General features: G+C 24.2%; 14 protein-coding genes. 1 reads left to right on the top strand and 13 read right to left on the bottom strand.

Annotated elements, in window-relative coordinates:
- Positions 1–8: 8 nt before the first annotated feature.
- From ptsG to rluC, 10 genes are all read right to left on the bottom strand, one after another.
- The gene (gene ptsG, locus D9V72_RS01810; protein ID WP_158354972.1) at positions 9–1448 is read right to left on the bottom strand and encodes a PTS glucose transporter subunit IIBC; all 1440 of its coding nucleotides are present in this window, start codon (positions 1446–1448) and stop codon (positions 9–11) included.
- 122 nt (positions 1449–1570) lie between these two features.
- Positions 1571–2365, bottom strand: coding sequence for a TatD family hydrolase (locus tag D9V72_RS01805; RefSeq protein ID WP_158354970.1), 795 nt, complete (start codon positions 2363–2365; stop codon positions 1571–1573).
- Between the two features lie 24 nt (positions 2366–2389).
- Entirely contained in the window at positions 2390–3379 is a 990-nt protein-coding gene (locus D9V72_RS01800; RefSeq protein ID WP_158354968.1) for a DNA polymerase III subunit delta' C-terminal domain-containing protein, read from the bottom strand.
- Positions 3376–4014 (bottom strand): dTMP kinase, encoded by a 639-nt coding sequence (gene tmk / locus D9V72_RS01795; RefSeq protein WP_158354966.1) that lies wholly within the window; start codon positions 4012–4014, stop codon positions 3376–3378. The genes D9V72_RS01800 and tmk overlap by 4 nt, the downstream gene beginning before the upstream one ends.
- A 113-nt stretch (positions 4015–4127) precedes the next feature.
- Positions 4128–4370: an acyl carrier protein gene (gene acpP / locus D9V72_RS01790; RefSeq protein ID WP_158354964.1), complete on the bottom strand. Its 243-nt coding sequence runs from the start codon at positions 4368–4370 to the stop codon at positions 4128–4130.
- Between the two features lie 45 nt (positions 4371–4415).
- Positions 4416–5150 (bottom strand): 3-oxoacyl-[acyl-carrier-protein] reductase, encoded by a 735-nt coding sequence (gene fabG / locus D9V72_RS01785; protein WP_158354962.1) that lies wholly within the window; start codon positions 5148–5150, stop codon positions 4416–4418.
- A complete protein-coding gene (locus D9V72_RS01780; RefSeq protein ID WP_261979216.1) occupies positions 5137–5652 on the bottom strand; it encodes an ACP S-malonyltransferase in 516 nt (171 codons plus the stop codon). The genes fabG and D9V72_RS01780 overlap by 14 nt, the downstream gene beginning before the upstream one ends.
- Positions 5616–6092 (bottom strand): ACP S-malonyltransferase, encoded by a 477-nt coding sequence (locus D9V72_RS01775; protein ID WP_158354960.1) that lies wholly within the window; start codon positions 6090–6092, stop codon positions 5616–5618. The genes D9V72_RS01780 and D9V72_RS01775 overlap by 37 nt, the downstream gene beginning before the upstream one ends.
- Before the next feature lie 378 nt (positions 6093–6470).
- Positions 6471–6635: a 50S ribosomal protein L32 gene (gene rpmF, locus D9V72_RS01770; protein WP_158354958.1), complete on the bottom strand. Its 165-nt coding sequence runs from the start codon at positions 6633–6635 to the stop codon at positions 6471–6473.
- A 79-nt stretch (positions 6636–6714) separates the two neighbouring features.
- Positions 6715–7659: a 23S rRNA pseudouridine(955/2504/2580) synthase RluC gene (gene rluC, locus D9V72_RS01765; RefSeq protein ID WP_158354956.1), complete on the bottom strand. Its 945-nt coding sequence runs from the start codon at positions 7657–7659 to the stop codon at positions 6715–6717.
- A gap of 346 nt (positions 7660–8005) precedes the next feature.
- Between rluC and rne the strand changes: the two genes are divergently transcribed.
- Entirely contained in the window at positions 8006–10723 is a 2718-nt protein-coding gene (gene rne, locus D9V72_RS01760; protein ID WP_158354954.1) for a ribonuclease E, read from the top strand.
- A 165-nt stretch (positions 10724–10888) separates the two neighbouring features.
- Here rne and D9V72_RS01755 read toward each other — a convergent pair whose 3' ends face one another.
- The 3 genes from D9V72_RS01755 to D9V72_RS01745 are packed head-to-tail and all read right to left on the bottom strand — an operon-like array spanning position 10889 to position 13993.
- The gene (locus tag D9V72_RS01755; RefSeq protein WP_158354952.1) at positions 10889–12532 is read right to left on the bottom strand and encodes a flagellar hook-associated protein FlgK; all 1644 of its coding nucleotides are present in this window, start codon (positions 12530–12532) and stop codon (positions 10889–10891) included.
- A gap of 48 nt (positions 12533–12580) precedes the next feature.
- Complete coding sequence (locus tag D9V72_RS01750) at positions 12581–12895, bottom strand: rod-binding protein (protein WP_158354950.1); 315 nt, start codon at positions 12893–12895, stop codon at positions 12581–12583.
- Positions 12896–13993 carry a flagellar basal body P-ring protein FlgI gene (locus D9V72_RS01745; protein WP_410051774.1) on the bottom strand — a complete coding sequence of 366 codons (1098 nt, stop codon included), beginning with the start codon at positions 13991–13993 and terminating at the stop codon, positions 12896–12898.
- Positions 13994–14158 lie beyond the last annotated feature (165 nt).

Raw genomic sequence — 14158 nt, 5'->3', positions numbered from 1 at the left:
AAAATTCCTTATTTTTGCATTTTTTTTATACATTCATCCATTGCTGTTTTAATATTTTCAGATCTTGTTCCGAACACAATTTGTATTCCCGAACCTGCAATTATTACTCCTGCTGCCCCAATATTTTTTAAATCTTTTTGATTTACTTTAGATATTTCTAAAATTGTAATTCTTAATCTAGTAATACAAGCATCTAGATTTTTAATATTGTTTATTCCACCTAATGCTGTGATGATATACGGTGCGATTTCATTATTATTTTTTTTCAGTATATTATTTTTAATATCTTCTCGTCCTGGTGTATTTAAATTAAAATTCATAATTAATAAATAAAATAAAATATAATATAATAATCCATAAAGTATACCAACAATTGGGAAAAGAAATATATGATTACTATTTCCACTTAATACTATAAAGTCTATAAAACCATGTGAAAAACTAGTACCTGCGCGCATATCTAAAAAAATACATAATGGAAAAGATAATCCAGCTAACAATGCATGAATAATATATAATACTGGTGCAACAATAATAAATGAAAATTCAATTGGTTCAGTGATTCCAGTTAAAAAAGCAGTTAATGCGGCTGAAATCATGATGCTACCTATTTTGGTTTTGTTTTCTTTTTTAGCCGTATGCCAAATTGCTAATGCAGCACCGGGAAGACCGTACATTTTAAAAATGAAACCTCCTGATAAATTTCCAGCTGTAGAATCACCTGCCATGTACCTAGCAATATCTCCATGGAATACTTGACCTATAGAATTAGTATATTCTCCAATTTGCATTTGAAATGGAACATTCCATATATGATGCAATCCAAATGGTACCAATGCTCTTTCGACTAATCCATATAGAGCAAAAGCCAGGATAGGATTTTGATAAGCAGCCCATTCAGAAAAAATCTGTATTCCATAACCTATTGGAGGCCAAACAATAGATAATATTACACCGATTAATATTGCAGATAATCCTGAAATAATAGGAACAAATCTTTTTCCAGCAAAAAATCCTAAATATTCAGGTAATTGAATACGATAAAATTTATTGAACATATATGCTGCAATTGCACCTGCAATAATACCTCCTAATATACCAGTATCAGAAAGATGTTTGTTTTTAATCACATCAATAGTTGTATGTAAAACAATTGGTTCAATTGAAGTTAATGTTTGTATTAAAATCCCATAAGATACAACCGCAGCTAATGCTGCAACACCATCATTTTTAGTAAAACCGAGAGCAACACCAATTGAAAAAATTAATGGCATATTGCTAAAAACAGAACCTCCTGTTTGAGCCATAATTTGAGAAAGAACCTCTGGTATTAAACTAAAATGCGCAGATCCTATCCCCAAAAGTATTCCTGCAATAGGTAATACTGAAACAGGTAACATTAGTGATTTACCAACCTTTTGAAGGTTTGCAAATACATTTTTAAACATATAAAAAAAACTCCTAATTATATATAAAATTGTTTTAGATGGATTCTATTCTATATAATATATATTATATTTTTTTTGAAAAACTTATTTCATATTAAGCGTAAGATTAAATATTAAATTTACTATACATTAAATAACGTATAAAAATTATTTTTTGTAATTTTTGCGAGTATATTTATGTCTATTTTTTTTAATATAGAAATTTTTTTTGCTATATTAAATAAATATGCAGGTTGGTTTTCTTTGCTTCGATAAGGCACTGGTGATAAATATGGTGAATCTGTTTCTATTAATAAACGATCTAATGGTATTTTTTTTATTATATCACAAAGTTCTGTAGAATTTTTAAACGTAATTATGCCAGAAAAGGAAATATAAAAACCCATATCTAATAATTTAAATGCGGAATCACAATTTCCGGTAAAGGAATGTAATATTCCGATGCATTTATATGCGTTTTCTTCTTTTAATATTTTTATGGTGTCATTCATAGCATTACGAGAATGCACTATAATAGGTTTTTTTAATTTTATTGCAATTCTAATATGTTCTCGAAAAAAATCTTTTTGTATTTTTTCAGTTTCATATGAGTAATAATAATCTAAACCAGTTTCACCTATAGCTATTACACGTTGTATTAAAGACAATTCTTTTATTTTATTAGATAAGTTTTCTATTCTATGAAAAGCATCAAGTTCTTTTTGACAATTTAAGGGATGTATACCACAAGAATAAAAAATAAATTTGTATTTTTTAAATAATTTTATAATTGTATAAAAATTATTTATAGAAGTAGATACTGTCAAGAAATTTTTTACATAATTTTTATAAGATTTTTTTATTACATCATCTATATTTTTATGTAATAAATGATAATTTAATCTATCAAGATGACAATGTGAGTCAATTAAGAACATAATCTTTTCTCTTTTATATAAAAATTAAGTTGCTGATGTAAAATTTAAAATTTTTTCCCATCTTAGCAATTGTTCTAATAATAATAATTCATGATTAATTCCCGGTATATTTAATAACCTATGTTTACAATGTATCCAAGTCCGAATGCTAACATCTAAAATAATATTTGTGTAATTACACGCAATAAATTTAATAAGTTCTATTTGATCAAAATTAGTGAAATAGTTTTTTTCATTAAAATTAAATTTAATAGAATCTAAGAATATAAAACATATCCAATCAATTTTAATAATGTTGTTTTTTTCTTGTAGTAGCGGCAATATTTTTAATAAATCTTTATTTTTAAAAGCATCACATAAACATTTATAAAAATTTATTCTATCCATCCATAAATTGCTATTAAGGAATTTTTTTGCAAATAGTGGAGAACCTTGATTTATACGTAGTGCTGTTAAATTTGATCTAGTTTTTTTTATGTTTTCTATTTCCAACCACTTTAAACTAGATTTTTCTGTTGGAGTAAATAATTTATAGATAAGACAACGACTATTAAGTGTAGAATGTAAAGCTAATTTTTTATAATTTACAAGAAAAAACCACGTGTTTTTAGGTGGCTCTTCTAATGTTTTTAAAAAAGCATTAATTGCTGATTCCGTTAATTTTTCAGTGTCTGATAAAAAAATGATTTTAGAACCGCCTTGTTGAGCACATTTAAATATTTTTTTATTAATTTTTCTTATATTTTCAACACTAAATATATTATTTTTTTCAGCTATAAAATTATGCCAATCTGGATGATTATTTGATGACATTAATTTACATCCATGACATTTATTGCAAAAATTTATTCCTACAGGTTTTAGACATAATAGCCACTTGCTAATAAACCAAACTAATAATGATGCTCCTATGCCTCTTGGAGAGTTTATCAAGATTGCATGGTGAGCTTTTTTTGTTTGATGTTGTCGTATAATACTATTATATGGTTTTATTAACCAGGGGTATAATTTCATATCACTTGTTTATTAAGCCAATCCCATATTTTTTTTTTAATGTTTTGAGTTACTTTTTTAATATTTAAATTAGCATTGATTGTTATGATGTTGTTATCTAATTTTGCATGTTTTAAATAACATCTTCTAGTTTGATTAAAAAATTTTAAAGATCTTTTTTCAATTAAGTCTAATGTATTGCGTTTTAAAGCTCTTTCCAAACCAATTTTTGGAGATACATCTAAGTAAACAGTCAAATCTGGAATAAAATTGTGCAAAAATAAAGATTGTAATTTAGTAATTTTTGCTTTTTTGATACCTAAACCCCCGCCTTGGTAAGCTAAAGAAGATAAATCATGACGATCAGAAATTACCCATTCTCCATTTTTTAATGCAGGTTTTATCTTTTTTTCAACCAATTGTATTCTTGCAGCATACATTAATAATAATTCAGTTTCTTTAATAAGATTATCAGTATTAAATTTTTTTTTTATTAATTTTCTTATGTCTTCAGCAATAGGTGTACCGCCTGGTTGACGTACTAACAGTATATTTTTAATGTTATTTTTTTTTAATATATTTTTAATACATACACATGCATTAGTTTTACCTGCACCTTCTAATCCTTCGATTACAATAAATTTATTTTTTATCATTGTTTTGTAAAACTTTTATTATTTAATTATGTTGATGTGTAATTTGTATTAAATTTGTATTTATAAAAAATGGAAATATTTAATATTTTTTTCTTAAATAAGATAAATATTATTTATTTTTTTGAATATCGATTTTTAACATAATCAATTGATTTTTGTACTGTGTTAATTTTTTCTGCTTCTTCATCTGATATTTCAATATCAAATTCTTCTTCCAAAGCCATAATTAATTCTACTGTATCAAGCGAATCTGCACCAAGATCATCTATAAAAGATGCTTCGTTAAAAATCGTTTCTTCTTTTATATCTAATTTTTCAATAATGATTTTTTTTATACGTTTTTCAATATTTTTCATTTTTATTATTTCCTTAGTATTTTAAAAATTTATGTAATCAATATATTATATCATATACATACCACCATTTACATGCAATGTATGGCCTGTTATGTATGATGATTCATTTGAAGTTAAAAAAATAACAGCATCTGCTATTTCTTCTGTTTTTCCTAATCTTTTCATAGGAATATTAGATAAATATTTTTGATATTGAATTAAATTTAATGTATTAGTAAAATCTGTTTTAATAAAACCTGGTGATACAATATTAACAGTAATACCTTTAGAAGCCACTTCTAATGCTAGTGATTTATGAAATCCAACTAGTCCTGACTTTGAAGCACTATAATTGACTTGTCCTTTATTACCTGTATAAGCAATTATTGAACTAATAGTAACAATCCTGCCTTGTCGTTTTTTAATCATTGATCGAATAACAGATTTCACAAGATAAAATACTGATGATAAATTAATTTTTATTACATCTTCCCATTCTTTGTTTTTCATTTTTATTAATAAATTATCTTCTCTGATTCCAGCATTATTAATTAATATATCAATACATATTTTTTTTTTATAAATTTCTTGAATTTTTTCTCTAATAGAATCAGTATTGTTTAAATTTAAAATTAAACCAAATCCATTTTCTTTTAAATAAGAATTAATAGAATTTACTCCATCTTTAGTAGTAGATGTTCCAATAACTTGAATCCCTTTTTGTATTAATTTTTTAGCAATTGCTTTTCCTATTCCACGATTTGCACCTGTTATTAATGCAGTTTTTTTATTTTCGTTCATTTTTTCCTTTGTTAATTTTTTTAAATGCTATTAAAAAATTTTTTAAATTATTTGAGCTTAATGAAATAATATTTTTATCTTTTTTGTTTAAATTAGTTAATATTTTATTAGGTCCAATTTCTAACATTACGAAAATTTTTTTTGATTTTATAAAATCTATAATTTCTTTCCATCTTACAGTATTATAGATCTGTCTAATTAATGCTTTTTTAATATTTTTACTAGTATTTTCAAATTTTACATCAACGTTATTAATAACTGGAATTTTAGGTGGATTTATAGTAATAATTTTTAATATTTTCTTCAATTTTTCAGATATTGGTTTCATTAATTCAGAGTGAGCTGCTATTTTATTTTTAAGTTTAAAAATATGTTTAGCACCTAGTCTTTTACAATTTAAACTAGCTTCATATACAGAAGATCTATCTCCTGAAATTACAATTTGATTATGAGAATTTATACTTGCTAAAGAAACAATTTTTTTTTTGATGATGCTAAACATGCCATTTGAACTTGTTTTTCATCTATTCCAATAACGGCTTGCATTGAAGTAGGTCTGTTTATAGTTGCTTCTTCCATAAGTTGACCACGTAAAAAAACAATCTTTAATGCATCAGAAAATTCTATTGCACCAGAACATACTAAAGCAGAATATTCACCAAGGCTATGACCTAACATAAATGATGGACTTTTTCCATTTTGTTCATTCCAAAAACGATAAATTGAAACTGATGCAGTTAATATTGCTACTTGCGTATATTGACTTTTATTTAGTTTTATTTTAGGTCCTTCTTGTATTAATTTAAGTAAATTAATCTGAATGTGCTCTGATGCTTCATCAAAAGTTTTTTGAATAATGTTGTTATTTTTATAGAAAAATGAAGATAACATACCTATATATTGAGAACCTTGTCCTGGAAATAACATTGCGAATAAAGTCATTATAATTTCCTTCTTTTAAAATGAAATTTTGCAATATTTTATAAAATATTTTCTTAACTTATTTTATTAATTTTATAGATTTTTACATTTTATAAATATCTTGAATATAATAGATTCGTATTATTTAAAATATTTTTTTTTATATTAATTATCTTATGTTAAATTTATTTTTTTAATTAAAAAAATATATTTTATTTATTAACATATATAAAAATTAAATTTCTAATAAACAATTGTATTAATGAAATAAAATTTTTTATGTGGTATATTTTTTATTAGTTTTTACAATAATTTTTTTATTTATTGAATAAATTTTATGTTTATATTTTATTTAATAAAATGGTACTTTTAAAAGCACCATTTTTTAGAATATTTTTTTTAAATAACTTTCTTGCCTTTATAATAACCATTCTTAGTAATATGGTGTCGGATATGTGTTTCTCCAGAAAATCTATCTATGGATAAAGTAGGTGCTGATAAAGAGTCGTGAGAACGTCTCATGCCTCTTTTGGAACGAGTAGGTTTGTTTTTTTGAACGGCCATATCACATTTCTCTATTCAATATGTTGAAAAGTAGTTTAATAAAAATAATATTTTTCTATTAACTTGTGTTTTAAATAAACTATATCATATTATTTAGATAATTTTTAAAATCTATATCTAATGGCGCTTGTATATAAATTTTATTGCCATTTTTTGGATGAATAAAATGGACTCCAGAAGAATGAAGTAACAATCTATTAATATTTTTTTCATTTTTTATATTAGCATCTAAATTACTTCTCCCGTAACGTTTATCAAATAATATTGGATGTCCTGCATATAAAGCATGAACACGAATTTGATGTGTTCGACCGGTTTTAGGTATAATTGATAGTAAAGTTGAAGAAGAAAATTTTTTTTTGATTTGAAAACAAGTTTCTGAAGGTTTGCCTTTTGGATCAATTAAAACTATTTTTTTTTGATTTTTTAATCTAACTTTTAAAAGAGGTTCTGAAATTTTTTGTATATGAAGAGGCCACAATCCATGAACTAATGCTATATATTCTTTTTTAATTTTTTTTTCGCGTAATTGTTCGTGTAGTGATGCTAAAGATGTGCGTTTTTTTGCTAATATTAGAATACCTGATGTTTCACGATCAATACGATGCACGAGTTCAAGAAATTTATCTAGTGGACGTAATTTTCGAAAATATTCTATAACTCCAAAACTTAATCCACTTCCACCATGCACTGCGATTCCTGAAGGTTTATTAATAATTAGCAAATGATTGTCTTCATATAAAATACTATTTAGCAAATTTTTAGCATGATTTAAGGGAAAGAAATTATTTTTTACATTATATGAAATTTTTATTGGTGGAATTTTCAGCATATCTCCAATTTTTAATTTATAATGTGGTTTGATTCTTTTTTTATTAACTCGAATCTTTCCTGTTCTTATAATGCGATAAATCATACTTTTAGGTACATTTTTAAACTTACTATGTAGAAAATTATCTATTCTTTGATTTAGCATATCTTTATTAATATATATAATAGATATAGGTAGTATTGTATGTTTCATTAAAAAAATCTCTATTTTAAGTAATTTTTTTAATTTTTATTTATTATAATATAATTATTTTTATAAATATATTAAATAAATTATTTGTTAAAATATATAATATAAAAAATTTTATATTATATTTTATATAATAATTTTAAATATTTTTATATATATTTATATATAATTATTAATTATATATTTATATTTTTAAGTTTATTTAAATTTGAAATTTTTAAAAAAAATTATTTTTATAGATATTTTAAGTAAAAATCATAATATGATCATAAAAAATTCATTTTTTAATAGTTTATATTTCCTGTTGATGTATTTACTTATTTATAAAAATAAGAGAGAAAAAGTTACAATGAAAAGAATGTTAATTAATGCAACTCAGCAGGAAGAGTTGCGTGTTGCTCTTGTTGACGGTCAACGCTTATATGATCTTGACATAGAAAACTCTGGATCAGAACAAAAAAAATCAAATATATACAAAGGAAAAATTACTCGTATAGAACCTAGCTTAGAAGCTGCTTTTGTAGATTATGGTGAAGAAAAAAACGGTTTTTTACCGTTAAAAGAAATATCTAAAAATTATTTTCCAGAAAATAATATTTATCCCTTAGATCTTAATATAAAAGATATTTTAAAAGAAGGGCAAGAAGTTATCGTTCAAATAAGTAAAGAAGAACGAGGTACTAAAGGTGCTGCTTTAACAACATTCATTAGCTTGGCAGGAAGTTATTTAGTTCTTATGCCTAACAATCCTAAATCTGGTGGTATATCTAGAAGAATTGAAGGAAATGACAGAATAGCACTAAAGGAATTGCTAACGTTATTAAAATTACCTGAAAATATGAGTTTAATTATTCGTACGGCTGGTGCTGGAAAATCTATAGAATCATTAAAATGGGATTTGTCTCTTAGATTACAGCATTGGAATACAATTCAAATAATAGCAAAAAGTCGAACTGCACCGTTTTTAATTCATCAAGAAAGCAATATCATTGTTCGTGCTTTTAGAGACTATTTACGTCAAGATATTGGAGAAATTTTAATTGATAATCCTGAAGTATTAGATTCAGCGCGGAAACATATTACTTTTTTAGGTCGTCCAGATTTTGCCAACAAAATCAAGCTTTATAGTGGAGAAATTCCATTATTTAGTTATTTTCAAATTGAAACACAAATCAATTCTGCCTTTCAAAGAAAGGTGAGATTGCCTTCTGGCGGTTCAATTATGGTGGATAGTACAGAAGCTTTAACTGCTATTGATATTAATTCTTCTCGTTCCACAAGTGGGACAGATATTGCATCTACAGCATTTAATACCAATCTTGAAGCAGTAGAAGAAATTTCCCGTCAATTGCGTCTACGAGATTTAGGCGGTTTAATAGTAATTGATTTTATAGACATGTCAGCTATTAGTCATCAACGAGCTATTGAAAATAGATTACGTGAAATTGCACGTGACGATAGAGCACGTATTCAAATTGGACAGATTTCTAGATTTGGCTTATTAGAAATGTCTCGACAAAGACTAAGTTCATCTTTAGGAGAATCTAGTCATCATGTTTGTCCTAGATGTACAGGTACAGGAACAATTAGAGATAATGAATCTTTATCCTTATCTATTTTACGTTTGATTGAAGAAGAAGCTTTAAAAGAAAATACATATGAAGTACGTGCTATTGTACCTGTAGAAATAGCTTGTTATTTATTAAATGAAAAAAGAGAGGCAGTTCATGCCATTGAAAAACGTCAAGCTGGTGGAAAAACTGTTATTATTCCAAGCAAAAAAATGAAAACTCCGCATTATTCTGTTTCTAGGATCAGAAAAGGCGAAAGTATAAATTCTACAAGTTATGGTCTTTCTAATATCAGAAAAAACAAAATCCGAAATTTTCTAAAAGAAAATATATTGAAAAAAAAACAGAAAAAAAAATTAGAATTTAATAATTTTAGTTTATCTAATAATAATCATAAAAAAATAAAAACAGAAAAAAATATTTTAAAAAAAAATAACTGTCACAATGCGTTTTTAAAAATTCTGTCAAACAATAGTAATTTTATTTTTAAAATGATAGATTGGTTTAAGAACTCTTTTTTAATTAAACATATTTTGATTAAAAGTGAGGTTATTAAAAAAAACACTTTTCAAAAAAAAAGCAATATTTTTTTAAAAAAAAAACATTATTCTTCACATAAAAAAAATTCTGATCAAAAACAGACGATAGATTTATCTAAATTTTTTAAAAAAAAGATTGAAAGTAGATCTTTAAGAGATAATAATTCTGAATTAGTGAAAAACTATTACGATGTTTCTTTAACAACATCTAATAATTTTCATAAAAAAAATATTATAAAAAAATTTCAATTAATACAAAAAAAAATAGATGATAATGTTTCTTTAAAAAACATTTTAATAAATAAACATAATTCTATCGACATTGTTAAAAATAACACAATATTTTATAAATTTTTTAATAGTTCTGAAACTGATAAAAATAGAAATTTATATAATAAATTTTTTCATTGTTATCCTGTTAAATCTCCAATATTAATATTATCTTCAGTATTTTCATTAGAATTAGCATCAGGAAAAGTTCGGATTAAGTATTTGACTATCATACCAGATGCAGTAAAAAATCAAAAAAAAGCTATAAAAAAGAAAAAGTTATATATATCTTCTATTTTCGAAAAAAATAGGATTTTTAAAAATAATGATTTTTTTGATATCAAAAAGACTAAAAATAAAATGTATTCATTTAAAAAATCTATAAGTAGTAATCCTCTAACTCAAAGAGTTGCAAAATATAAATTTCAAAAAAGAAATCAAAAAAAAGATTTATTTATTTCAGACAAGAAAAATTCTTTTCATAAAAAAATACATGTTAGAGAAAATCAAAAAAATCAATCAAGTGCACCGGTAACGCAAATTTCTGAAAATTTATATTTCAAAAAAAAAGAAAAAATGTTTAATTTAAATTTATTAATCATGAAATTAAACTTTAGAAAAAAAAATTCTGCAGGAGCACATTCTGCCACAAATTTTTCTAATTCACCTATTTCAAAACCTAAATAAAGTATTTTTTTATATAAAAAAAGTATTTTTAAAAAAGAATTTAACTATTAAATCTTTTTAATATATGTAATATTTTATATTTATTAAATAATTTATTAAAATAAAAAATAAAAACTTACTTTCAAAGTAAGTTTTTATTTTTTATAAGTCTCAAATAAAATACAATTAACTATAACGTTCGATTATTTCATTAAAAATTTTTTCTGCTGTTTGTAAAACTTTAACATTTGCAAGATAACATTCTTGTTGATAGTTTAAATCTTGGTAATCTTCTTCAATGTTATTAGACATAGACATTTTTTTATTTTTAAGTATGTCAATCATGTTTCTCTTAAAAGGTAGTTCTTCTTCTAGTGCATTACATTTATGAGCTATAGATTGAGAAAAATTTTGATAAGCTTGATCCAGTGTATATTTATTGTCAACAAGTAAGCCTTGATATAATTTATCTATTATCATAGCGTTATTTCTATTTGGATAATTTGAGTCACTTGTTGTTGAAAATGCAAATAATTCATTTTTATTAATCAGTAATTGTAATTCTTCTAATGTTTTAGAATATGGTTTAATCATATAAATATCACCATCAGAAGTTTCACCTTGTATTGAAAGTTTAATTCCATCAAAGGTAATTGATACATTGTTGTTTTTTTTATCTATTTCCGGTTGAACTATAGTATGATCTGAAAGTCTTGTTACTGTCCAATTGTTATTTTTAAAAAATACAAGATAATCAGTGTCTTTTGCATCACTGGTAGTAGACAACCATTTTGCAGATATTGCAGGATGTGAATGATTGCTGAAACTAGATACTACTTCTGGTTGACCAATGTTAAAAACTTGTTTACCAACATCTCCAAACATATCATATCCTAATGTATGATATGAATTTATACTGTCAGCAAAATTAATTGTTATTTGCCCTATTTTATTTCTTGTATTTCTTAGTTCTTCTCTTCGAAATTTAAGAAGTGCTCCTAAAGTAGCACTAGGAATCATATCTTCTATTTTTTTTACTATTTTATCATTATTATCAATATATCCTATACTGATATATCTATCATCTGTTTTAGATGTTAGTGGAATTAAATTTTGTTTTTGATTATTATCTATGACAGCTATTCCATTATTTAAATAAAGTTTATAATTATCATGATCTTTGACAACTTTTACTCCAATTAAATTATTTAACTCGTCTACTAGATTCTCTCTTTTTTCTATGAGACTATCAGTTCTATCAGTTCTATCAGAAAAATTTAAAATAGGAAAATAATGAATATCTATAGTAATATTATGAATTTCATCAATTAAAGCATTCACTTTTTGTATTTTATTTATAACCAACTCTTTAATATCTTTTTCTAAAAATTTTAATTTTTTATCAAAATCTTTTATTTGATGAACTATATTATTTAATCTATTTTGTATATTTTCATTAAAAATATTTTTTTTATCTAAAACAATCTCTTTCTCTATTTGCTTATATAAATCATTTATTAATTCATTAAAAATATTTGATTTTTCACATAATAAATCTTCAAGTTTTAATAATTGTTCAATTTTAGTTTGTTCATCTTGAACTTGTACGTCGGTTTTACGTTTTTCTTCTACAATAAAATCATTATAATTATCATATATTTCTTTTACTTTTACTGTAGTGTTTATATTTGAATCTTGCACAGTATTTTCTACAACCAGACGTTTCCCTGAGTTTTTTCTAGTAGGATTATTAATTTTATCAACAGTGTCATCAATCATGACCTTCATTGCATTAATTCCAGCAATAGCAGTATTAAATATAGAACCCATTTTTTGTCCTTATTTTTATAAGATATTTATCTTAAAATATATTTTTTATTATATGATATTATTTTGTAGTTGAATTTGTTTTAAAATAATATCGGATAATCCTATACCTTTTTTACTAACGTCTTGAGACAACTGTTGATCATAAAAATCAGTGTAGAGACGACTTTGATTATTATCTAATAAATTATCTTTTGATAAAGAATTTCTCATATTTTTAATTAATAATTGAATAAAGATACCTTCTACTTCCCTAGCTGTTTTTAATTCATATTTTTTGGGATTGAGACGAACTTGGTATTTAAGTTCGTTGATAAATTGCATGTTATAATTTGATGTTTTAAATAATAATAAATTATCGTTCATTTAAGCAATTTCCAATTTTGCGTTAAGACAACCAGCACTTTTCATTAATTGTAAAATAGACATTAATTCATCAGGTTTAGTACCCAATGTGTTTAAAGCTCTAACTATATTATGTAAATTTTCTCTATTTTTGTAAATATCGTCCATATAATTTTTATCAACCATATCTTCTGTAGATTTATCTCTTTTTTGAACTTTTTTAAATGATTTTAAAAAATTTAGATCTCTTTTTTTATTTATAATTTCATGTACTATTATAGACATATTACCATTTGAAACGACACATGATCCTAATTTTACTGATTGATTAATAACAATCGAACCAGTACGAGAGTTTACTACAACTTTAGCTTCTTGTGATGGCAAAGAAATATCTATATCTTGAATATTAGATAGCATGTGTACTTGTACATCATTATTGGCTGAAGTATTCAGTTGTACTGTTTTAGAATCAACAGGAGTAGCTGTATCTGGATATTTTATATTAATCATATCGCTAATACGTTGTGCTGTACTAAAGTTTTCTTGATTTAACTGTAAATTTATTGTTTTTTGTTTTCCAAAGTTATTGATTATTTCACGCTCAATTGTTGCACCACAATGAATCTTTCCCGAATTAACTTGATTCGCATAAAGATAACGGATTCTGTTTTTTTGGTTATTTTTTTCAGATACTAATATATTACCTTGAGCAATAGCATAAATTTGATTATCAGCACCTTTTAAAGGAGTCATTAAAAGTGTTCCTCCCTTGAGACTTTTTGCATTACCTATAGATGAGACCACCACATCTATTTTTTCGCCTGTATGACTAAATGCTGGTAAGTTTGCTGTAACTATTACTGCTGCTACATTTTTCAGATGCATATTAGTATTTGAGGGAACACTGACACCTAATTGTGATAACATATTATTTAGTGATTGATTAGTAAATGGAGCTTGTGTTGATTGATCACCTGTTCCATCTAAACCAACTATTAAACCATAACCAATAAGCGGATTATCTCGAATTCCTTGAATACTAGTTAAATCGCGTATTTTTTCAGCATATAAAGAAGGTGATGAAAAAATTACAAATACAAATATAATTAATTTCATCAATAATAATATTTTTTTAGACATAAAAACCTTTATCCATGTGCTTTTAAAAAAATGTTATAGTATATATAAATATGTTATTTTATAAAAATATTATAATTATAAAAACTTTCTTTATTTTTAGTTGTTTTTAAAAAAATAATTTTTTCTCATAAAGAATAAACA

The sequence above is a fragment of the Buchnera aphidicola (Macrosiphum gaurae) genome (genome assembly GCF_005080965.1).
Classification (GTDB): Bacteria; Pseudomonadota; Gammaproteobacteria; order Enterobacterales; family Enterobacteriaceae; genus Buchnera; species Buchnera aphidicola_S.
The sequence above is the reverse complement of the archived record's forward strand: the minus strand, read 5'-3'. Positions and strand labels throughout refer to the sequence as shown.